Here is a 19,002-nt window from a genome sequence, read left to right as displayed (position 1 = left end):
GGGCCACGGGTCGCGCGTCCGCTGCCGGGTCAGCTCGCCTGCGCGGTCTCGCCGAGGGCGGCACTGATCTGGCTGAGCAGCTTCGAGAAATCGACGGGCTTCGGATGGTAGTCGTCGCAGCCCGCCTGAATCGCCTTGTCGCGATCGCCCGACATGGCGTGGGCCGTGAGCGCGATGATCGGGATCGCCCGCGTGTCGGTGCCGGATTTCAGCGTCCGGGCGACCGACCAGCCGTCGAGGACCGGCAGGTTCATGTCGAGGAGGATCACGTCGGGCTGGCCCGAGCGGGCCTGCCGGACGCCGGCCTCGCCGTCATGCGCGAGGATGACCTCGTAGCCGCGCCGCTTGAGGCGGCGGGAGAGGAAATCCCAGATCTCTTCGTGATCCTCGACCAGCAGAATCTTCGCCATCAGAACTCGTACCCCCGGCTCGCGTCATGCCGGTCGGAAGCCCAACGCGCGGCATCGCACAATCGCCCAACGTTCCTGCCGCGATTCCGGTCCCTGGTGAAGTGGCGCTTCGGTCGGCGGTTGACCCGCTCCTCGGCCGGTAAGAGCGTACGCCCCAACGAATCGACGATCCTCCCGGGGCGGAAAGACCACCATGCCTGACATCGAGTTCTATCACTCGCCCAATACGCGCTCGTCGGGCGTGCGCGTGCTGCTCGAGGAACTCGGCGTCCCGTACCGGCTGCACGCGCTCAACATGCGCGCCGGCGAGCACCTCCAGGACGCCTACCGCGCCGTGAACCCGATGGCGAAGGTGCCGGCGATCCGCCACGGCGACGCCCTGGTGACCGAGCAGGCGGCCGTCTACCTCTACCTCGCCGACCTGTTCCCCGAGGCGGGGCTCGCCCCGGCGCCGACCGAGCCCGACCGGGCCGCCTACCTGCGCTGGATGGTGTTCTACGGCTCCTGCTTCGAGCCCGCGGTGATCGACCGGCACCTGCAGCGGGAGCCGGGCCCGCGCGCCATGTCGGCCTACGCCGATTACGACAGCGTCATTGCCCGGGTGAAGGAGGCCCTGACGCCAGGCCCGTACCTGCTCGGCGCGCGCTTCAGCGCCGCCGACGTGCTGTGGGGCGGCGCCCTCGGCTGGACGACGGGCTTCGGCCTCGTCGCGCCCGATCCGGTGCTGACCGCCTACGTGGAGCGCATCCGGTCCCGTCCGGCCTCCCGGAAGGTCGCGGCCGCGGACGCGCAGCTCGCCGAGGCGCACCAGGCGGCCGCGTCCGCCTGAGCGCGGCCGGACTCTTGCTGGGGCTCCGGCCGGGGGCCGGCCCCGGCGCGCGGTCCGGTCCCCCGCCGCGGGCTCACCCCGCGGGCGGCCCCCTCGCGCGACCGGAACCCGTCGGCCCATGCGTCTGCCCGCTCCCTGCCTCGCCGCGCTCCTCCTGGCCGCCCCCGCCGGGGCCGCGCAGGCCGCCGACCTCACCGGCACGCTCAAGAAGATCCACGACAGCAACAGGCTGGTCCTCGGCGTGCGCGACACCGCCACGCCGTTCAGCTACCTGGACCAGAACCAGAAGGTCGTCGGCTTCGCGGTCGACATCTGCCTGAGGATCGCCGACGCGGTGAAGCGCGAGCTGAAGATGCCGGGCCTCGAGGTCGGGATGGAGTTCGTCAACTCCTCCTCCCGCATCCCGCTGATGACCAACGGCACGGTCGATCTCGAGTGCGGGACGACCACCAACAACGCCGAGCGCAAGAAGCAGGTCGACTTCACCAACACGCACTTCCTGACGGCGACCCGGTTCGTGTCCCGCAAGGACCAGCACATCGCCAGCCTCGACGACCTGCGCGGCAAGACGGTCTCGTCGGTGGCCGGCTCGACCAACATCCTGATGCTGATCAAGGCCAACAACGAGCGCAAGCTCGGCATCACGGTGATCGCCGCCAAGGACGTTCCGGAGGGCTTCCTCCTCGTCGAGACCGGCCGCGCGGCGGCCTTCGTCATGGACGACGTGCAGCTCAGCGTGGTTGCGGCCCAGTCCAAGGAGCCCTCCGCCTACGTAGTCAGCGAGGAGACCCTGTCCAATCCGGAGCCCTACGGGATCATGCTGCGCAAGGACGACCCGGCCTTCAAGGCCGTGGTCGACCGGGCGACGGCCGACCTCTACCGGAGCCCCGAGATCACGGTGCTGTACGACCGCTGGTTCCTGAAGCCCGTGCCGCCGCGCGGCCTGACCTACAACGTGCCGCTGTCCTCAGCCCTGCGCTGGGCCTTCGCGCACCCGACCGACAATCCGGATCCCGCGTTCTACGCGCACTGATCTGTCGCGCGGCGGGGTTCCGCTCCGGCGAGGGAGATGCGATGCCGCGAGTCTGATCCCGCCCGCGTCGCGAAGCGTGCCATGACCGACAGCACAGAGCCGGCTCTCCCGTCCAGCGCGGCCGTCGCCGCGCCGCCGTCCACGTCGATCCCGCGCCTGATCGTCGTGCTGGCCTGCGCGGGGTTCGGCAGCACCTTCGCGCTCCGCTCGGTCGAGCCCCTCGTCGGCGTGCTCGCGCGGGATCTCGCGAGCGACGCCCACACGGTGGCGCTGCTCTCCACCGCCTTCGCGCTGCCCTACGCGTTCATCCAGCCGGTGCTCGGCCCGATCGGCGACGCGCTCGGGAAGGAGCGGGTGATGAGCACCTGCCTCGCGGTGCTCGCCGTCGCGCTGACCCTGTGCAGCGTGGCGCCGGATATCGGCAGCCTGTTCGGCCTGCGCATGCTGGCGGGGGCGGCCGCGGGCGGCTGCATTCCGCTCTCGCTGGCCCTCCTGGGCGACCGCGTGCCGATGGAGAGCCGCCAGGTGGCGATCGGACGCTTCCTCGTGGCGGTGATCCTCGGCCAGCTCTCGGGCTCGACCTTCGCGGGCCTGATCGAGGCGGCGATCGGCTGGCGCGGGGTCTTCGCGGTCACCGCCGCCGTGGCGGCCGTGGCCTGCGCGGCCACCGTCCTCGGCTTCGACCGGGCCGGCCGCCCCCCTGCCCGCCGCCCGGCCTTCGGCGAGGCGGTGACGCGCTACCGGACGATATTGCGCAATCCGCGGGCGCGGGTGCTGTTCTCGGCGGTATTCGTCGAGGCCATCGCGATCTTCGGGGTGTTCCCGCATCTGGCCCCGCTGATTGAGGCCCGCGGGGAGGGTGGCCCGCGCGAGGCCGGGCTCGTGCTGGCGGGGTTCGCGGTCGGGGGCTTGGCCTACTCGGCCCTCGTCGGGCTGCTGGTGCGGCTGCTCGGCCTGCCGCGGATGCTGATCGGCGGCGGCCTGATCTGCGGCGCCTCGCTGACCGTGGTCGGGCTCGCGGGTTCATGGCCGGTCGACTGCGCCGCCCTCACCGCCATGGGCCTCGGCTTCTACATGCTGCACAACACCTACCAGACCCAGGTGACCGAGGTCGCGCCGAAGGCCCGCGCCTCGGCGGTGGCGCTCCACGCCTTCTCGTTCTTCTGCGGGCAGGCGCTCGGCGTCGCGGTGATCGGGCAGGCGCTGCTCCGGTTCGGGCAGTTCGGCGCGCTTCTGGGCTGCGCCGTCACCATCCTGGCGCTCGGGATCGTCACCGCCATCGCCCTGCGGCAGAAGCCGGCGCCGGTGGCGTTCCCCGGCTGAGGTCAGGCTCGCCGCAGCGCGAGTCCCTTCAGATCAAAATCCGGATCGGCCGCCTGATCGTCGGTCAGCGGCGTCCCGGCGGCGAGCAGGCGCCGGGCGATCATGTGGTCGCCCGCACGGTCGACGGATTCCACCGCGCTCAGCCGCCCGTCGCGGAAGCGGAAGACCGAGAAGGCGTCGCCGGAGCCGCGGACCACGCGGGCATCGCCGGGTCCGGACAGGCCGGCGATCTGCAGTTTGTGCGGACCCTGGTCGCTCCAGAACCACGGCAGCGCCCCGTAGGAGGCGGGCTTGCCGGTGAGGCGCGCCGCGAGGCACCGGCCCTGGTCGATGGCGTTCTGCACGGACTCGATTCGCACCGTCCCGTCGGGGCTCAGCCCGCGGGCGAAGGGGGTGGGGAAGCGGGCGCAGTCGCCGATCGCCGAGATGGCCGGGTCGGGTGTCGCCAGGAACGCGTCGACCCGCACGCCGTCCTCGGCCGGCAGGCCGGCCTCCGCGGCGAGCTCCCGGTTCGGCAGGACGCCGATCCCCACGAGGATCAGGTCGGCCGCGAGTTCCCGTCCGTCCGCCAGGGCGACGCCGGCGGCGCGGCCGTCCCGCCCGACGATCGCCGTCACGCCGGCCCCGAAGGCGAAGCGCACCCCCATCGCGGCGTGGGCATGGCCGAAGAACGCGCCCATCTCGGGCGAGACCGCCCGGGCCATGGGCCGCTCGGCCGCCTCGATCACCGTCACCGGAAGGCCGCGCGCGGCCGCGACGGCAGCGAATTCGAGCCCGATGAAGCCGGCTCCGACGACCACGATGGCCCGGGCCGCGGCGATCGCCGCCTTGAGGGCGTCGGCGTCCGTGAGGCCGCGCAGCTGGCGCACGCCCGCGAGTTCGGCGCCCGGGACCGGCAGGGGGCGGTTGCGCGCGCCGGTGGCGAGCACGAGGTGGTCGTAGGGGAGCTCCGCGCCGTCCGAGAGCTGCAGGCGGTGCGCATCCCGGTCGATCGCGACGGCGCGCAGCCCCGGACGGTGCGCGATGGCGTGCTCGGCGAAGTAGCCGGGCGGGCGCAGGAACAGGCCCTCCTGGTCGGTCTTGCCGGCGAGGTAGGCCTTCGAGAGGGGCGGGCGCTGGTAGGGCAGGGCGGTCTCGTCGCCCACCATAGTGATCGGGTCCCGGAACCCGCCCTCCCGCAGGGAGGCCGCGAGTTGGAACCCGGCCTGCCCGGCCCCGGCCACGACGACGCCGGCGGCGGCGCTCACGCCTTGGCTCCCGCCAGCACGAGGCCGCTCTGGGCGACGCCCGGGAGGCTGCGCGCGCCGTCCGACATCAGGTAGGACCAGACCGCGGAGGCGGCCGGACCCAGCACCTTGTCGGCGCGCCGGACCGCGTACCAGTCGCGCCGGATCGGCAGGCCCCTGACGTTGAGCAGGATGAGGCGGCCGCTTTCCAGCTCGGCCGCCACGGAGTGCACCGAGAGCAGCGCGATCCCGAGCCCGGCCATCACCGCCTGCTTGATGGTCTCGTTCGATCCCGTGTCGATGTCCAGCGGCGCCCGCTTGACCAGCACGCCGCTCATGAACTCCTCGAAGACCATGCGGGTGCCCGAGCCTTCCTCGCGCAGGAAGAACGGCTGGTCGGCCAGATCCTCACGGTTCAGGTCGGTCCTCCCCGCCAGGGGGTGGCCCGGCGGCGCGATCAGCACGATCGGGTGCGGCCCGAAGGTGGCGGCCTCGATCGGGAAATCCCGGGGTGGGCGGCCCATCAGGGCGAAGTCGATCTCGTAGCCGCGCAGCGCCTCCACGGTCTGGCCGCGGTTGCGCACCGACAGGCTGATCTCGACGCCGGGATGCTTCTTGACGAAGCCCGCGATCACCTGCGGGGCGAAGTACTTGGCGGTGGAGACGACGCCCAGCGCCACGCGGCCGCCCTCCGCGCCGCGCAGGGTGCGCAGGCGGTCGGTGCAGGTCTCTAGCACCGTGTTGATGCTGTCGATCGCCCAGAGCATCTCGCGCCCGGCATCCGTCGGCTTGAGGCCGCCCGGCGTCCGGTCGAACAGCAGCAGCCCGGCCTCCTCCTCCAGCTGGCGGATGCGCGCGTAGAGGGCGGCCGAGGTGACGTTCAGCTCCTGCGCAGCCCGGGTCATGGTGCCGAGGCGGGCCACGGCAGCGACCGCCTGGAGCTGCTTGAGGGAGAGGTTGCGCATGGCGGATTTCTCGGCGGGCATCTCGTTTTTTTCGTCCTATGGCACAAGATCGCACAGAAATCTTGAAGGCCCGGCCGCGGGTTCCTGTCGATCCGGCGGCAGAGACCGCTATCCTGGCAGCGAGGCGGCCGCTACAGAGCCGGCGCGGAACGCGCGATCCCCGCGGACGGGATCCGAGCAGGAGGAGTAGGCCGATGGCAATTTCAGCGGCGATCGGGACGCCCCTCGAGACCTGCCTGGCGCAGGCCGTGGACGCCAATCCGGCGCTGAAGGACGCCGCCGCGGTGATCGCGGCCGTGGCGCGGTCGGCGGTGGAGATCAGCGAGCGGATCGGGCGCGGCGCGCTCGGCGGCGACCTCGCGGCGGCCGGCGATCACAACAGCGACGGCGACGTCCAGAAGGCCCTCGACGTCATCGCGCACGAGAGCGTGACCGCGGCGCTGCGGGGCGCTCCGGTCGCCGAGGTCGCCTCCGAGGAGGCCGAGGAAGTGATGCGTCTGAACCCGGACGCGCCGCTCGCCGTCGCCATCGATCCCCTCGACGGCTCCTCCAACATCGGCGTGAACATGGCCGTGGGCATGATCTTCGGCATCCGGCCGTCGATCAAGGATCCCGCGAACCCGCTGGCCTCGTTCACGACCCCCGGCTCGACGCAGGTCGCCGCGGGGTTCGTCACCTACGGCCCGGCCACGGCGCTGATCCTGACGCTCGGCGAGGGCACCCAATCCTACGTGCTCGACCGCGCCGAGGGCCGGTTCAAGCTGACGAGCCAGGCCATGTCGGTGCCGGCCTCCGCCAAGGAATTCGCCATCAACGCCTCGAACGTCCGGCACTGGGACGCCCCGGTGAAGGCCTATATCGAGGATTGCCAGCGCGGCACCGAGGGCCCGCGCGACAAGGACTACAACATGCGCTGGCTGGCTTCCCTGGTGGCCGACATCCAGCGCGTGCTGACCCGCGGCGGCGTGTTCCTCTACCCGAGCGACGCCCGGAAGAACTACGCCCGCGGCCGCCTGCGGCTGCTCTACGAGGTCGCCCCCGTGGCCATGCTGGTCGAGCAGGCCGGCGGCGCGGCCACCGACGGCCAGACGCGGATCCTCGACCTCGTGGCCACCGGCATCCACGAGCGGGCGCCGCTGGTCTGCGGCTCGACCGAGGAGGTGTCCTGCGTGGCGACCTACTACGCGGGCGGCAAGCCCGATGCCGGCCGCTCGCCGCTGTTCGGCCAGCGGGGCCTGATGCGCTCGTAGCTCGGAGCCCGAAGTACGAAACGATGTCGGCGCGGCACCCCATCATCTCGGTGACCGGCTCCTCCGGGGCCGGGACCACCTCGGTGCGCAACACCTTCGAGCAGATCTTCCGCCGCGAGGACGTGCGGGCGGTCTTCATCGAGGGTGACGGCTTCCACGCCTTCGACCGCGACACGATGCGGGCGATGATGGCGAACGAGCCGACGCTCTCCCACTTCGCGCCGCGGGCCAACCTCCTGCCCGAGCTGGAGGCGGTGTTCCGCAGCTACGCCGAGTCCGGGACGGGCCGGACCCGTCACTACGCCCACGATCAGCACGACGCGCAGGCCTACGGCATCCCGGAGGGCAGCTTCTCGGACTGGGAGACGTTCCCGCCCGATTCCGACCTCCTGTTCTACGAGGGTCTGCACGGCTGCGTGGCCGACCAGGACGTCGACATCGCCCGCTACGCCGACCTGAAGATCGGCGTCGTGCCGGTGATCAACCTCGAATGGATCCAGAAACTGCACCGGGACCGCTCGTTCCGCGGCTACTCCACCGAGGCGGTGACCGACGTGATCCTGCGGCGCATGCCCGACTACGTGCAGACCATCTGCCCGCAATTCTCGTTCACCGACATCAACTTCCAGCGGGTGCCGACGGTCGACACCTCGAACCCGTTCATCGCCCGCTGGATTCCCACCGCCGACGAATCGATGGTCGTGATCCGCTTCAAGGATCCGAAGGGGATCGACTTCTCGTATCTCGTCTCCATGATCCACGACAGTTTCATGAGCCGGGCCAACTCCATCGTGATCCCCGGCGGCAAGCTCGACCTGGCGATGCAGCTGATCCTGACGCCGATGATCATGCAGCTCGTCGAGCGCCGCCGCCGGCTGGCCTGAGCCGACCCCGAAAGCCTCCCATGCTCGCACCCGTCATCGCCCCGTCGATCCTGTCCGCCGACTTCTCGAAGCTGGCCGAGGAGACCCGCGCCGTGGACGCGGCCGGGGCCGACTGGATCCACCTCGACGTGATGGACGGGCATTTCGTGCCCAACATCACCTTCGGGCCGCCGGTGGTGAAAGCGCTCCGGCCGCACACGCAGAAGTACTTCGACGTGCACCTGATGATCGCGCCGGCCGATCCGTACCTCGCGGCCTTCGCGCAGGCGGGGGCCGACGGCATCACGGTCCACGCCGAGGCCGGGCCGCACATCCACCGCTCGCTCCAGACCATCCGCGACCTCGGCAAGCGCGCCGGCGTGGCGATCAACCCGGGCACGCCGGCCGCCATGGTCGAGCCGGTGCTCGACCTCGTGGATCTCGTGCTGGTGATGACCGTCAATCCCGGCTTCGGCGGCCAGAGCTTCCTCAAGAGCGCGATGGAATCGGTGGCGCGGGTGCGCGCCATGGTGGCCGGCCGTGACATCCGCATCCAAGTCGACGGCGGGATCGACCCCGAGACCGTGAAGGTCGCGAGCCGCGCCGGGGCCGACACGTTCGTCGCCGGCAACGCCGTGTTCAGCGGAGGCCCGGGCGCCTACGCCGAGCGCATCGCGGCGATCCGCGAGGGCGCGGAGGGCGCCTCCGGTCGCGACCTGTCGTGCTGAGGGCGCTGATCTTCGACGTCGACGGGACCCTCGCCGAGACCGAGGACCTGCACCGGCAGGCGTTCAACCGCGCCTTCGCGGAGCTCGGACTGCCCTGGCGGTGGGACGAGGCGCTCTACGCCGACCTGCTGGCCGTCATGGGCGGCAAGGAGCGGCTCGCCCACTACATCGACACCGAGCACCCGGCGGAAGCCGAGGCGCTCCACGCCCGCGCGCCGGAGATCCACGCCAGCAAGACGCGCGCCTACGGCGACCTCGTCGCACGGAACGGCCTGCCGCTGCGTCCCGGGATCGCCCGGCTGATCGCCGAGGCCCGGGCCGCGGGAATCCGGCTCGCGGTGGCCACCACGACGAGCCGCCCGAACGTCGACCGGCTCCTCGCCGCCAATTTCCCGCCGGACGTCGCGCCCTTCGACGTGATCGCGGCCGGCGACGAGGCGAGCCGCAAGAAGCCCGCCCCCGACGTGTTCCTGCTGGCGCTCGCCGGCCTGGAGATCCCGGCCTCCGAGGCGGTGGCCTTCGAGGATTCGGCCGCCGGCATCAGCTCGGCCCGGGCCGCCGGGCTGCCGGTCCTGGCGACCCGGAGCCGCTACACCGAGAGCCACCGGCTCGACGGCGCTTTCTCCGCCGTCTCGGATCTCGGCGAGCCGGACCGGCCGCACCGGCACCTCGCGGGCGTCGAATGGCCGGGCGGGGTCGTGGATCTGGCCTCCCTGATCCGGTGGCACGAATCCCGGGACGGTCAGAGCGTGCCAGCCCAGGCGATGGGCACGAGCCGGTAGCCCGGTCCGTCCCGTTCCACGTGGCCGAGCGACGGGAAGGGGAAGTGGTAGCCGACCACGAGGGCCCTCTCGGACGCGGCCGTGTCGTAGAAGCGGTGGCGCGTCGCCTGCGCCTGATCGGCGTCGTGATCGTACATCACGTGCCAGTCCGGGTGCTGCAGGAAGAAGGCCGGGATGTTGGTCACGTCGGACTGGATCAGCAGACGGTCCGCACCCGAGGCGACCGCGAAGGCCGTGTGGCCCGGCGTGTGGCCGGGGGCGGCGAGGGCGGTGATCCCGGGCACGATCTCCTCGTCCCACGCGTAGGTGCCGATCCGGTCCTTCAGGTCGCCGAGAACTCGGCGGGTGTTGGCGAAGTAGCCCTGCGTCACCGGGTCGGCGGCGCGGGCCATGTTGTCGTCGCTCATCCAGAACGCCCAGTCCGGCGCTGCGGCCCGGATCTCGGCGTTCGGGAAGGCGAGGGTCCCCTGCGCCGTCCTGAGGCCGTTCGTGTGGTCGGGATGGAGATGCGAGAGCAGGACGAGGTCGATCTCCTCGGGTCTGATCCCGGCCGCCGCGAGGTTCGCCAGGAGGCGGCCGACGGGCGCGCCCGGCACCGGGCCGTTGCCGGTGTCGATCAGGACGAGCTTCGCGCCCGTGTTGATCAGCGTCGGGTTGAACGGCACCGTCACCTGACCGGGCGGCATGTAAGCCGCCCGCGCGGCGCCGAGCGCCTCGTCCCGGGGGACGTTGCGCACGAAGCGGTCCGGCATCGGGAAGCTGCGCGCCCCGTCGTTGAGGATCGTGACCTCGCAGCTGCCGACGCGGGTCCGGTAGAAGCCCGGGGCCTGTGCGCCGCCCAGGGGTGCGGTGGCGCGGGCGCCGCCGCCGAGCCCCAGGGCGGCCCCTCCGACGAGCGCACCCCGCACCAGATCGCGACGGTTCGTGACCGGCATCGGATCCTCCCAGAAACCCGCGCCGGGTTGGGCGCGAAGCGGCGTCTTCCGCAAGGCCCTCGCGGCTGCGCGCCCGGCCCGCGAAGGCGCCCGTCCTAGCGTCGGCCCAGCCGGCGATCGGCGCGCGCCTCGGCCCGCCCGTGCGCCTCGGTGGCGAACAGCATCGTGCCGGCCACCAGGCCGAGCGCCGCCGCGATCCCGAACTTGAGCCAGTGCGGGTCGGCCGCCGCGACGTGGCCGGTCGCGCGGTCGTCGAAGCGGCCGTGCGCCCCGGGATCGGTGTCCACCGGGTCGTAAAGGTTGTCGGGGCGGTTCTTCTGCGCCTTCACGCTGGTCATCTCCCCGCGATAGCCGTGCCGGGCGAGGTAGCCGTCGATCCAGCCCGGGATCAGCATGTTTCCGATGATCGCCTTCCAGGCCGAGGCGCCGATCCACAATTCCCGCGGCGCGTCGTGGGCCGCCCGGAAGACGTGCCGGGCGATCGCCTCCGGCTGGTAGATCGGCGGCACCGGCTCGAGCTTGCGCGGCAGCCGCGAGCGCGCCCAGTCGAACTGGGGCGTGTTCACCGCCGGCAGCTGCACCATGGTCAGGCGCACGCGGCTGCCGTCGTGGAGCAACTCGCTGCGCAGGGAATCGACGAAGCCGCGCACGGCGGCCTTGGCGGCGCAGTAGCTCGCCTGGAGCGGGATCGACCGGTAGGCGAGCGCCGAGCCGATATGAACGATCGTGCCCCGGTCCCGTGGCACCATGTGGCGGAGCGCCGCCAGCGTGCCGTGCACCTGCCCGAGATAGGTGACCTCGGTGGCGCGGCGGAACTCCTCCGGGCTCGTCTCCTGAACGGGCGCGTAGATCGTGACCATCGCGTTGTTGACCCAGACGTCGATGCCGCCGAACGCCTCGGCCAGCGCGTCGGCGGCCTGGGCGACGGCGTCCGCGTCGGCGACGTCGGCCGCGAAGGCCAGCGCGCGGCCGCCGGCCCGCTCGACGTCGCGGATGGTACCCCTCAGTCCCGCCTCGCCACGGGCGATCAGGCCGACATTCCAGCCGTGCCGGGCGAATTCGTGGGCTACGGCGCGGCCGACGCCGGCGCTCGCGCCCGTGACCATGACCGTGCTGCGTCCGTTCCGGCTCGACATCAGATTTCCATCTGCGCGTGAAGTCCAGCGCCAACGCTCCAGGCGGCCATTCTTTCCGCGGTCACGGGATTGCGAAGTCTGGGCGATCGTGTCCGCCCGCGCCGTATCGCACGGCGGCGGCCGCGTTGCTTCGTCTGGAGGCGACGGCCTATATACGGCGCGACCTCACAGCCGCGACGGCGGGCTCCCGCACGCCCGCCCTCGCCAACGAACAAAAGTCCGAACCGTCATGGCAGGCCATTCGCAGTTCAAGAACATCATGCACCGGAAGGGCCGGGTGGACGCGGTCCGCTCGAAGGTGTTCGGCAAGCTCGCCCGCGAGATCACGGTGGCGGCCAAGCTCGGCACGCCCGACCCGGCGATGAATCCGCGCCTGCGCGCCGCGATCCTGGCGGCCCGCGCCGAGAACATGCCCAAGGACAACATCGAGCGCGCCATCAAGAAGGCGGCCGGCGCCGACGGCGAGAACTACGAGGACATCCGCTACGAGGGCTACGGGCCGGGCGGGGCCGCGCTGATCGTCGAGGCGCAGACCGACAACCGCAACCGCACGGCCTCGGACGTGCGCTCGGCCTTCACCAAGTCCGGCGGCAGCCTGGCCGAGACCGGGGCGGTCGCCTTCATGTTCGACCGCGTCGGCGTGATCGCCTACCCGGCCTCCGTGGCCGATGCCGACACGATGCTGGAGGCCGCCATCGAGGCCGGCGCCGACGACGTCAGCTCCGGTGAGGACGGCCACGAGGTCATCTGCGCCCAGGATTCGTACGGCGAGGTCACGAAGGCGCTCGAGGCGCGCTTCGGCGAGCCCGCCCGCACGGGTCTGATCTGGAAGGCGCAGAACACCATCAACGTCGACGACGAGACCGGCGAGAAGCTGATCCGCCTCGTCGAGGTGATCGAGGACCAGGACGACGTCCAGCACGTCTACGTCAACTTCGCCCTGTCGGACGATCTGGTGGCCAAGCTGCAGGCCTGAGGACGGCTTGGCCGCCGGCCCCTCAGGTGCCCGCGGCCGCGAGCTCCGCCCCGAAGCGGTCCTGCGCGTAGCGCTCCACCGAGAAGGTGTCGTCGGGCACCTGCACCATGAAGCGCTCGGCCACCTCGGTCAGCACGATGTCGGGCCGGACGCGCTCGATATAGGCCCAGTCCAGCGACGTGCTCCAGACGAAGTGCACCTCGCGGAACGTCTCGGCCAGCATGATCGTCAGCATGTACGGCATGACGTGCGAGAAGGAATCGCCGAACAAAGCCAGCCGGCGCGGGTCGGTGGCCTCGGCGTTGCCGTAGACCACGTGCGCGCCGACATGCAGCGTGTGCAGCAGGCCGGCCTTCTCCCGCGCCTCGACGATCGGGCTGCCGTAGGTCCGGACCGCGTCCTGCTGCATCAGGACGGTGCGCGAGCGGGCCCGCCGGGGCGGATCGAAGGCGCTGCCCAGATCGCCGTCGTGGTCGGTCTCGAAGGACGGCCGCTCCCGGAGATCCTGCCGCGGCTCGGCGCCCAGCGCCCGGCAGATCTCCGCGTAGGCGAGATAGCAGCCGTCGGCGGACCAGTGGGTGTCGGTCCGGCAGTAGAGGTCGGCCGCGTCGCGCTGCGCCCGCATCGGCGTCACCAGATCGATGCAGGTCTGCCGCCAGCGCTTCCGTCGGCGCCAGGCCGCGTACAATCCGACCGGATTGGGGAAACGGCTTGCCGGGGGCTCGCTGTGGAGGAGCCGGTAGGCCGGCGACGCGCTCGGCCGGATTGTGAGCCCGTCGAGCCGGTGATCGTAGATCATCAGCTTCTCCGGGGCGACGACGTGGCGGTACAGGATGCCCAGGGCGCGCAGACGCCGCTCCCGCGTCGTCACGAGGCTGCGCCACTGCCAGATCAGCTCCGTCGTCTCCTCCGGCCGCTCGTACTGGCCCAGCACGTCGTTCGTTCCCGTCTTCAGGAACAGCCAGCCGTCCTGGCCGACATGGATATGCTCGGGCGTGCTCGACGTCATGGCGCACTCGTGAGGCGGGTCGCCCGCTCCGGCGGCCGCCGCGGATATCCGATTCGGCAGCAAGGAGCGGGATGCCGGCGCAGCGGCGGACCGACACAGTGCTGCGCGCGTCATCCCCCACCCGGCAGGCCCCGTCATGCCCCTCCTCAACGCCCGCGCCAAGCCGCATAGTGCCGCCGCCATGAGCCCCGTTCCCCGGACAGATCTCAGTGAGGCCGAGCGCTGGGCGGCCCTCGCCGCCCGCGACGCGCGGGCCGACGGCACCTTCGTGTACGCGGTCCGCACCACCGGGGTGTATTGCCGGCCGAGCTGCGCCGCGCGGGCGGCCCGGCCCGAGAATGTCAGCTTCCACCGGACCTGCGCCGACGCCGAGGCGGCCGGTTTCCGGCCGTGCCGGCGCTGCCGTCCGGACGAGCCCGCCCTGGCCGAGCGCCGGGCCGAGGCGGTCGCCCGCGCCTGCCGCCTGATCGAGACGGCCGACACGATGCCGTCCCTCGCCGACCTCGCCCGCGCCGCCGGCCTGAGCGCCTACCACTTCCACCGGGTGTTCAAGGACGCCACCGGCGTGACGCCCAAGGCCTACGCGGCTGCCCACCGCGCCGCCGCGTTGGCCCGGCGGCTGCCCGGCGCCGCCTCGGTGACGGAGGCGCTGTACGAGGCCGGCTACGGTGCGGCGAGCCGGTTCTACGCGGGGGGCGCGCCGCGCCTCGGCATGGCGCCCGCCGCCTACCGGACCGGCGGCGCGGGCCTGCGCATCCGGTTCGGCATCGGCGCCTGCACCCTCGGGGCGATCCTCGTGGCCGCCACCGAGGCGGGCGTCTGCGCGATCCTCCTCGGGGACGCGCCCGAGCCGCTCCTGCGCGATCTCCAGGACCGCTTCCCCGCCGCGGAAATCGAGGGCGGCGACCCGGCCTTCGAGGGCTGGATGGCGCGGGTCATCGGGCTCGTGGAAGTGCCGGGCAGCGGCCTCGACCTGCCGCTCGACATCCGCGGCACGGCGTTCCAGCAGCGGGTCTGGGCGGCGCTGCGCAAGATCCCGGTCGGATCCACCGCGACCTACGCGGAGATCGCCCGGGCGATCGGCCTGCCGACGGCGACGCGCGCGGTCGCGCAGGCCTGCGGGGCGAACCCGGTCGCGGTGGCCATCCCGTGCCACCGGGTCGTCCGCTCGGACGGCGCCCTGTCGGGCTATCGCTGGGGCGTCGCGCGCAAGCGGGCGCTGCTCGACCGGGAGGCCGAGGGCTGAGGCCCCGCGCTCCGGTGCTCCTCGCGCTCTGCCCTAGCGGCGGCCGCCGCCGGGACCGCCAGGGGGGGCGTGCCAGGCGAGGCCGCCCGCCAGGAGCGCGGCCAGGAGCGGCAGGCGCGAGCGGCCGGCCCGGTCGTCCGGGCAGAGGAGGGTGCCGGCGAGGCCGGCCGCGCAGGCGAGGAGGATACCGACGAAGAGCGACATGGTCTCAGGTCTCCGGAAACGCTATGGCCGCCCTTGTGCCGAAGCCCCGCCCCGCGACCCTGACGCCGCCTGTCAGCGTCCCGTCAGGCAACCCGCGCTACCGCGTGCCCGCATGACGACCCGCCGCGCCGCCTTCCTCTGCCTGCTCGCCGCCCTCGCCAGCGCTCCCGCCTGCGCCTCCGAGGATGCCGACCGCGCCCGCCGGGCCCTGGAGAGCGGCGCGATCCGCCCCCTCGACGCGGTGCTGGCGGCGGCCCGGGCGGCGGTGCCGGGCGACGTCGTGTCGGTCGATCTCAAGCACGACGAGGGGCACTGGCTGTACAAGCTCCGCATCCTCGGCGCCGACGGGAAGCGCCGGACCGTGAAGGTCGATGCCGGCACGCTCAGGATCCTGGACGAGGACGACGATGATTGAGGAGGCCGGGCCGTGCGCGTCCTGATCGTCGAGGACGAGCCGCGCATCGCCGCCGACATCCGGCAGGGGCTGGAGCGGGCCGGCTACGCCGCCGACGTGGTGGCGGACGGCGAGGCGGCGTGGTTCCGCGCCGAGACCGAGGCGTACGACGCCATGGTGCTGGATCTCGGCCTGCCGCGGCTCGACGGGCTCGGCGTGCTGCGCCGCCTGCGCGCCGCCGACGTCGCCCTGCCGGTCCTGATCCTCACCGCCCGGGACGGCTGGCGCGAGCGCGTCGAGGGCATCGACGCCGGCGCCGACGACTACCTCGCCAAGCCGTTCCGCATGGAGGAGCTGGTGGCGCGGCTCCGGGCGATCCTGCGCCGCACTGCCGGCCACGCCTCGCCGGTGCTGCGCGTCGGCGCGGTGGAGCTCGACACCCGCACCCGCGCGGTCAGCGTCGACGGGCGGCCCGCGGAGCTGACCGCCCTGGAATACCGGCTGCTGGCCTTCCTGCTGCACCGGCAGGGGCAGGTCGTGCCGGCGGGCGAGCTGCTCGACCACCTCCACGGGGTCGGGACCGAGCGCGAGGCCAACGCCCTGGAGGCGCTGCTGACGCGCCTGCGCCGCAAGCTCGGGCCGGGGGTGATCGAGACCCGGCGGGGCCACGGCTACCGCGTTCCCGGACCCGGCGGATCGTGAGGCGCGATTCCCTCCGCCTACGGCTCGGCCTCGCGGCTTCCGCGCTGATCGCGCTGGCGCTGGTGCTCGCCGGGATCGGCCTCACGGTGATCCTCGACCGGGTGCTCGACGCCCGCACCGTCGAGGATCTGGACCGGACCGCCAAGCTCATCGCCGGGCGGGTCGGCCTCGCGCCGGACGGGGCGCCGACGCTCTCGCGCGACCTGCCGGACCCGCGCTTCGCCACGCCCTACGGCGGCCTGTACTGGCAGGTCGAGGCGGGATCGCACCTGCTGCGCTCGCGCTCGCTCTGGGACAAGAGCCTCGACCTGGGCCGGCCCGGGGCAGACGCCCAGGCCCCCGTCACCCGCGACACGACCGGGCCCGACGGCGGCCGGCTGATCGCGGTGGTGCGGCCGCTGCAGATCGGCGCGCCGGGCTCCGAGACCGCGCTGCGCGTCGCGGTGGCGGAGGACCGGCGCGGCCTCGCGGCGAGCCGGACCACCTTCCTGCGCCTGCTCGTCCCGGCCCTGATCGCCCTGTTCGCCGTCCTGACGCTGGCGATGGGCCTGTTCGTGCACCGGGCGCTCGGCCCGTTCCGGGTGCTGCAGGCGGAGCTCCTGGCGGTCCATGCCGGGCGGCGGGCGCGGCTGCCGGAGCACTTCCCCGACGAGGTCCGGCCGCTGGTCGCCGACCTCAACCGGCTGCTCGACGCGCAGGAGCGGGCCCTGATCCGCGCCCGGGACGCGGCCGCCGACATGGCCCACGGTCTCAAGACCCCGCTGGCGGTGCTGGACGCCCTGGCGCGCCGGACCGGATCGGCCGACCCGGCGCTGGCGGCCGAGATCGCCGAGCAGGCGCGGGCCATGGGCGGGCAGGTGGAGCGGGCGCTGGCCCGGGCNATCAGGCTCGCCACGATCACGCCGTCGGGCCGGCGCAGCCCGCTCACCGCGACCCGCGCGCCCGGCCGCCACGCGCCGCCGATACCCGCGGTCGAGACCCGCTGCCCGAGCACCACGAGCCGCCCCGGCGCGACCGACTCCACCGGACCGACCACCTCGCTGGTCACGTCGATCCGCCGCGTGGCGAGCCCGCCGCTCTCGGGCCGCGCCACCACGTGGACGACCTGCCCGATCTTCAGGTCGGCGGCCTGCGCGGCCGCGCCGTCGATGCGCACCTCCACCTCGGGCGGATAGGCGATGCGCAGGTCGTTGACGACGATCGAGCCGAAGCGGCGGATCGTGCCGATCACGCCGGTGCCGCCGATGCCGCGGTCGCCCTCGCCGAGGGACCCGTTCCGCGGCTCGTCGGTCCGCATCATGCCGGTGCCGCCGATGCCCTGGTCGCGCGGCGATTCCTGCGACCGGACGGTGCCGGGCAGCAGGGCCGCGGCGCCCGCGAGCAGGCGCAGGACGAACCGGCGGTTGTGCGAGGCGCGCACCGGCCGGGTTCTCACCGCTCGTCCGCGGGCTGCGCCAGCGGCGCCGCTTCGGTGTAGACGTAGAGGCCGAAGTTCCAGCGATGCGTGCCGCCGGGGTCGGTCTCGCAGGCGGCGTGCGCCTCCCGGTTGGCCTGCTGCAGCGCTTCCATGGCGATCTCGCGGGCGCGCGCCTCGAGCCTGATGGCGAGGTCCTTGGACAGCCCGTCGTAGTGGACCGCCCGCTCCAGGAACCGGGGCGCGTCGCCGAGGATGTTGGCCACGGCGGCCGCGATGTGGTCGTGCAGGTTGCGGCCGAAATAGTAGAGCTGCGGCCCCTCGGCGCCGTCACCGCGGGGCACGTAGGCGGCCTCCGCCAGCACGATCCGGTCCTGCGGATCGGTGAAGGCCAGACCGCGGTCGAGCCACTCGTCGAGAACCGCGCGGGGCCGCAGATCCCGGGTGACGCCCGCGACCAGCGACTCGAACGAGGGCGCGCCGCCCTCGGCCGTGCGCGGCAGCTTCAGGGGCTGGCCCCGCGCGTCGGTGAAGGCCGGGTCGGCGATCCAGCGGGCGATGATCCGGCTGGTGCGGGAGACGACTGCCGGCACGGCGCTGACAGGGGCGCCGGCGCCGCGCAGACGCCGGACCTCCTTGCGGTGGATGCCGGTGAGCAGGGAGACGCGGCTGTCGGTCTGCTCCTTGCCGGCGAGGGCGAAGTCGGACTCGGCGACGTTCACGTAGAGCTCGCGCAGCAGGTCCGTGAGGGCCGGGAAGGTGATGCCGCGGGCCACGAGCAGGCGCACGAGGGGGCGCAGCAGCCGCGCCAGCGGCGCGTGCAGGCCGGCGCCCTCCCGCGGTGTATCGGCAGTCTCAAACATCGGCTCATCGTGACGGCTTGTGACGTGGGATACAATCCCACATGGTGCGGCGGCGCACATGAAACCATCGCCTTCGCGTTGACGTGGGATTTTTGCACACGTAGATCAATCGCGTGGTCAAATTTCCCACGCAGTACCGGAGGCACCGAGCGATGATGGTTGAAACGCGCATCCTCGTGGCGAAGACCCTGCCGCCGCTCACGCTACCCTACGCCCAGGCTGACCGCGCGCGCCTGGCCGATCCCCTTCCGCGGCTCCGGCGCCTCGTCTGCGTCGTCGCCGCGCTCACGCTGCCCGTCCTCGGTGTCGCTGTCGCGGAAACGGTCCACCGCGCCAGTCCACAGAGGGCGCCGCAGGCCGCCGCTCCCGTCTTCCCCTCAGACGGGGCGGCGGCACCATCGGGTGCCACCTCGCCCCGGCGCGCCGCGAGAGCCGTGAGGATCGCGGCCCGTCCCGACGAGGTCCGGTGGGTCCGGTCGTGATCGCCCTGTCCGCCTCTGAAAGCGCCCGACCCGTGCCGACCTGCGGTGGAGCGGCCATCCTCGATCTCGCTCTCTGCCTGATCCTGTCCGTGACCGTCGTCGGCCTGCTCCTCCTGGCCCTCTGATCGGGCGGCGCCGCCGCGTTCCAGAACGAGGCTCCCGTGAACGCTGGAACTCACACATCCCTCGCCGGCGCCGCGTGCGGCTGCCCGGCCCTCGCCGCCCAGGCGGC

At 72.8% G+C, this 19,002-nt stretch carries 22 protein-coding genes; 13 read left to right on the top strand and 9 right to left on the bottom strand.

Annotated elements, in window-relative coordinates:
• Positions 1–29 precede the first annotated feature (29 nt).
• Positions 30–410 (bottom strand): response regulator, encoded by a 381-nt coding sequence (locus MOTC310_RS15820; RefSeq protein WP_012320502.1) that lies wholly within the window; start codon positions 408–410, stop codon positions 30–32.
• Between the two features lie 193 nt (positions 411–603).
• Between MOTC310_RS15820 and MOTC310_RS15815 the strand changes: the two genes are divergently transcribed.
• The 3 genes from MOTC310_RS15815 to MOTC310_RS15805 all read left to right on the top strand — a co-directional run bounded on the left by MOTC310_RS15815 (position 604) and on the right by MOTC310_RS15805 (position 3,595).
• Positions 604–1,239: a glutathione S-transferase family protein gene (locus tag MOTC310_RS15815; RefSeq protein ID WP_331302450.1), complete on the top strand. Its 636-nt coding sequence runs from the start codon at positions 604–606 to the stop codon at positions 1,237–1,239.
• 118 nt (positions 1,240–1,357) lie between these two features.
• Positions 1,358–2,272 (top strand): amino acid ABC transporter substrate-binding protein, encoded by a 915-nt coding sequence (locus MOTC310_RS15810; RefSeq protein ID WP_331302449.1) that lies wholly within the window; start codon positions 1,358–1,360, stop codon positions 2,270–2,272.
• 81 nt (positions 2,273–2,353) lie between these two features.
• A complete protein-coding gene (locus tag MOTC310_RS15805; protein WP_331302448.1) occupies positions 2,354–3,595 on the top strand; it encodes an MFS transporter in 1,242 nt (413 codons plus the stop codon).
• A 2-nt stretch (positions 3,596–3,597) separates the two neighbouring features.
• Here the strand turns inward: MOTC310_RS15805 and MOTC310_RS15800 are convergent, their stop codons facing one another.
• Both MOTC310_RS15800 and MOTC310_RS15795 read right to left on the bottom strand, forming a co-directional pair.
• Positions 3,598–4,842 (bottom strand): NAD(P)/FAD-dependent oxidoreductase, encoded by a 1,245-nt coding sequence (locus tag MOTC310_RS15800; RefSeq protein ID WP_331302447.1) that lies wholly within the window; start codon positions 4,840–4,842, stop codon positions 3,598–3,600.
• Positions 4,839–5,786, bottom strand: a complete 948-nt coding sequence (locus MOTC310_RS15795; protein ID WP_331293798.1) for a LysR family transcriptional regulator — start codon at positions 5,784–5,786, stop codon at positions 4,839–4,841. The genes MOTC310_RS15800 and MOTC310_RS15795 overlap by 4 nt, the downstream gene beginning before the upstream one ends.
• 194 nt (positions 5,787–5,980) lie before the next feature.
• Here MOTC310_RS15795 and MOTC310_RS15790 point away from each other — a divergent pair, with 194 nt between their 5' ends.
• The 4 genes from MOTC310_RS15790 to MOTC310_RS15775 are packed head-to-tail and all read left to right on the top strand — an operon-like array spanning position 5,981 to position 9,409.
• Positions 5,981–7,036: a class 1 fructose-bisphosphatase gene (locus tag MOTC310_RS15790; protein WP_331302446.1), complete on the top strand. Its 1,056-nt coding sequence runs from the start codon at positions 5,981–5,983 to the stop codon at positions 7,034–7,036.
• A gap of 23 nt (positions 7,037–7,059) precedes the next feature.
• Complete coding sequence (locus MOTC310_RS15785) at positions 7,060–7,920, top strand: phosphoribulokinase (protein WP_012320495.1); 861 nt, start codon at positions 7,060–7,062, stop codon at positions 7,918–7,920.
• Between the two features lie 20 nt (positions 7,921–7,940).
• The gene (gene rpe, locus MOTC310_RS15780) at positions 7,941–8,627 is read left to right on the top strand and encodes a ribulose-phosphate 3-epimerase (RefSeq protein ID WP_331293683.1); all 687 of its coding nucleotides are present in this window, start codon (positions 7,941–7,943) and stop codon (positions 8,625–8,627) included.
• Positions 8,621–9,409 (top strand): HAD-IA family hydrolase, encoded by a 789-nt coding sequence (locus MOTC310_RS15775; RefSeq protein WP_331302445.1) that lies wholly within the window; start codon positions 8,621–8,623, stop codon positions 9,407–9,409. Before rpe ends, MOTC310_RS15775 begins: the two co-directional genes overlap by 7 nt.
• Here the strand turns inward: MOTC310_RS15775 and MOTC310_RS15770 are convergent.
• Together MOTC310_RS15770 and MOTC310_RS15765 are read right to left on the bottom strand one after the other, a co-directional pair.
• Positions 9,370–10,344, bottom strand: coding sequence for an MBL fold metallo-hydrolase (locus tag MOTC310_RS15770; RefSeq protein ID WP_331302444.1), 975 nt, complete (start codon positions 10,342–10,344; stop codon positions 9,370–9,372). The genes MOTC310_RS15775 and MOTC310_RS15770 overlap by 40 nt on opposite strands.
• 95 nt (positions 10,345–10,439) lie before the next feature.
• The gene (locus MOTC310_RS15765) at positions 10,440–11,480 is read right to left on the bottom strand and encodes an SDR family oxidoreductase (protein WP_331302443.1); all 1,041 of its coding nucleotides are present in this window, start codon (positions 11,478–11,480) and stop codon (positions 10,440–10,442) included.
• A 229-nt stretch (positions 11,481–11,709) separates the two neighbouring features.
• Here MOTC310_RS15765 and MOTC310_RS15760 point away from each other — a divergent pair, with 229 nt between their 5' ends.
• Positions 11,710–12,456 (top strand): YebC/PmpR family DNA-binding transcriptional regulator, encoded by a 747-nt coding sequence (locus MOTC310_RS15760; protein WP_331293676.1) that lies wholly within the window; start codon positions 11,710–11,712, stop codon positions 12,454–12,456.
• Positions 12,457–12,478: 22 nt separating this feature from the next.
• Here the strand turns inward: MOTC310_RS15760 and MOTC310_RS15755 are convergent, their stop codons facing one another.
• Positions 12,479–13,465 carry an alginate O-acetyltransferase AlgX-related protein gene (locus MOTC310_RS15755; protein WP_331302442.1) on the bottom strand — a complete coding sequence of 329 codons (987 nt, stop codon included), beginning with the start codon at positions 13,463–13,465 and terminating at the stop codon, positions 12,479–12,481.
• Positions 13,466–13,646: 181 nt separating this feature from the next.
• On the opposite strand from MOTC310_RS15755, the gene ada reads away from it, so the two are divergent.
• On the top strand, positions 13,647–14,711 hold the full coding sequence (gene ada, locus MOTC310_RS15750; RefSeq protein WP_331302495.1) for a bifunctional DNA-binding transcriptional regulator/O6-methylguanine-DNA methyltransferase Ada: 1,065 nt from the start codon (positions 13,647–13,649) through the stop codon (positions 14,709–14,711).
• 33 nt (positions 14,712–14,744) lie between these two features.
• Here ada and MOTC310_RS15745 read toward each other — a convergent pair whose 3' ends face one another.
• Positions 14,745–14,915 carry a hypothetical protein gene (locus tag MOTC310_RS15745; protein WP_331302441.1) on the bottom strand — a complete coding sequence of 57 codons (171 nt, stop codon included), beginning with the start codon at positions 14,913–14,915 and terminating at the stop codon, positions 14,745–14,747.
• Between the two features lie 112 nt (positions 14,916–15,027).
• Between MOTC310_RS15745 and MOTC310_RS15740 the strand changes: the two genes are divergently transcribed.
• Complete coding sequence (locus MOTC310_RS15740; protein ID WP_331302440.1) at positions 15,028–15,330, top strand: PepSY domain-containing protein; 303 nt, start codon at positions 15,028–15,030, stop codon at positions 15,328–15,330.
• Between the two features lie 12 nt (positions 15,331–15,342).
• Positions 15,343–16,011, top strand: coding sequence for a response regulator transcription factor (locus MOTC310_RS15735; protein WP_331302439.1), 669 nt, complete (start codon positions 15,343–15,345; stop codon positions 16,009–16,011).
• Positions 16,012–16,240: 229 nt separating this feature from the next.
• Here the strand turns inward: MOTC310_RS15735 and MOTC310_RS32830 are convergent, their stop codons facing one another.
• Entirely contained in the window at positions 16,241–17,005 is a 765-nt protein-coding gene (locus MOTC310_RS32830; RefSeq protein WP_419539918.1) for a hypothetical protein, read from the bottom strand.
• Between the two features lie 102 nt (positions 17,006–17,107).
• Between MOTC310_RS32830 and MOTC310_RS32825 the strand changes: the two genes are divergently transcribed.
• Positions 17,108–17,488, top strand: a complete 381-nt coding sequence (locus MOTC310_RS32825; RefSeq protein ID WP_419539912.1) for a hypothetical protein — start codon at positions 17,108–17,110, stop codon at positions 17,486–17,488.
• Here the strand turns inward: MOTC310_RS32825 and MOTC310_RS15725 are convergent.
• A complete protein-coding gene (locus tag MOTC310_RS15725) occupies positions 17,443–18,288 on the bottom strand; it encodes a DUF6502 family protein (protein ID WP_331302438.1) in 846 nt (281 codons plus the stop codon). The two genes, MOTC310_RS32825 and MOTC310_RS15725, sit on opposite strands and share 46 nt — an antisense overlap.
• Before the next feature lie 466 nt (positions 18,289–18,754).
• Here MOTC310_RS15725 and MOTC310_RS15720 point away from each other — a divergent pair, with 466 nt between their 5' ends.
• Positions 18,755–18,895 carry a hypothetical protein gene (locus tag MOTC310_RS15720; protein ID WP_331302437.1) on the top strand — a complete coding sequence of 47 codons (141 nt, stop codon included), beginning with the start codon at positions 18,755–18,757 and terminating at the stop codon, positions 18,893–18,895.
• Positions 18,896–19,002 lie beyond the last annotated feature (107 nt).

Source organism: Methylobacterium oryzae, assembly GCF_036441375.1.
In the GTDB taxonomy this organism is placed as follows: domain Bacteria; phylum Pseudomonadota; class Alphaproteobacteria; order Rhizobiales; family Beijerinckiaceae; genus Methylobacterium; species Methylobacterium oryzae_A.
This window is presented reverse-complemented; position numbering and strand designations above follow the sequence as displayed.

Coding starts and splice junctions, on each gene's coding strand:
- MOTC310_RS15820 (WP_012320502.1), bottom strand. CDS start 410: ATGGCGAAGATTCTGCTGGTCGAGGATCACGAAGAGATCTGGGATTTC.
- MOTC310_RS15815 (WP_331302450.1), top strand. CDS start 604: ATGCCTGACATCGAGTTCTATCACTCGCCCAATACGCGCTCGTCGGGC.
- MOTC310_RS15810 (WP_331302449.1), top strand. CDS start 1,358: ATGCGTCTGCCCGCTCCCTGCCTCGCCGCGCTCCTCCTGGCCGCCCCC.
- MOTC310_RS15805 (WP_331302448.1), top strand. CDS start 2,354: ATGACCGACAGCACAGAGCCGGCTCTCCCGTCCAGCGCGGCCGTCGCC.
- MOTC310_RS15795 (WP_331293798.1), bottom strand. CDS start 5,786: ATGCGCAACCTCTCCCTCAAGCAGCTCCAGGCGGTCGCTGCCGTGGCC.
- MOTC310_RS15790 (WP_331302446.1), top strand. CDS start 5,981: ATGGCAATTTCAGCGGCGATCGGGACGCCCCTCGAGACCTGCCTGGCG.
- MOTC310_RS15785 (WP_012320495.1), top strand. CDS start 7,060: ATGTCGGCGCGGCACCCCATCATCTCGGTGACCGGCTCCTCCGGGGCC.
- rpe (WP_331293683.1), top strand. CDS start 7,941: ATGCTCGCACCCGTCATCGCCCCGTCGATCCTGTCCGCCGACTTCTCG.
- MOTC310_RS15770 (WP_331302444.1), bottom strand. CDS start 10,344: ATGCCGGTCACGAACCGTCGCGATCTGGTGCGGGGTGCGCTCGTCGGA.
- MOTC310_RS15765 (WP_331302443.1), bottom strand. CDS start 11,480: ATGTCGAGCCGGAACGGACGCAGCACGGTCATGGTCACGGGCGCGAGC.
- MOTC310_RS15760 (WP_331293676.1), top strand. CDS start 11,710: ATGGCAGGCCATTCGCAGTTCAAGAACATCATGCACCGGAAGGGCCGG.
- MOTC310_RS15755 (WP_331302442.1), bottom strand. CDS start 13,465: ATGACGTCGAGCACGCCCGAGCATATCCATGTCGGCCAGGACGGCTGG.
- ada (WP_331302495.1), top strand. CDS start 13,647: ATGAGCCCCGTTCCCCGGACAGATCTCAGTGAGGCCGAGCGCTGGGCG.
- MOTC310_RS15745 (WP_331302441.1), bottom strand. CDS start 14,915: ATGTCGCTCTTCGTCGGTATCCTCCTCGCCTGCGCGGCCGGCCTCGCC.
- MOTC310_RS15740 (WP_331302440.1), top strand. CDS start 15,028: ATGACGACCCGCCGCGCCGCCTTCCTCTGCCTGCTCGCCGCCCTCGCC.
- MOTC310_RS15725 (WP_331302438.1), bottom strand. CDS start 18,288: ATGTTTGAGACTGCCGATACACCGCGGGAGGGCGCCGGCCTGCACGCG.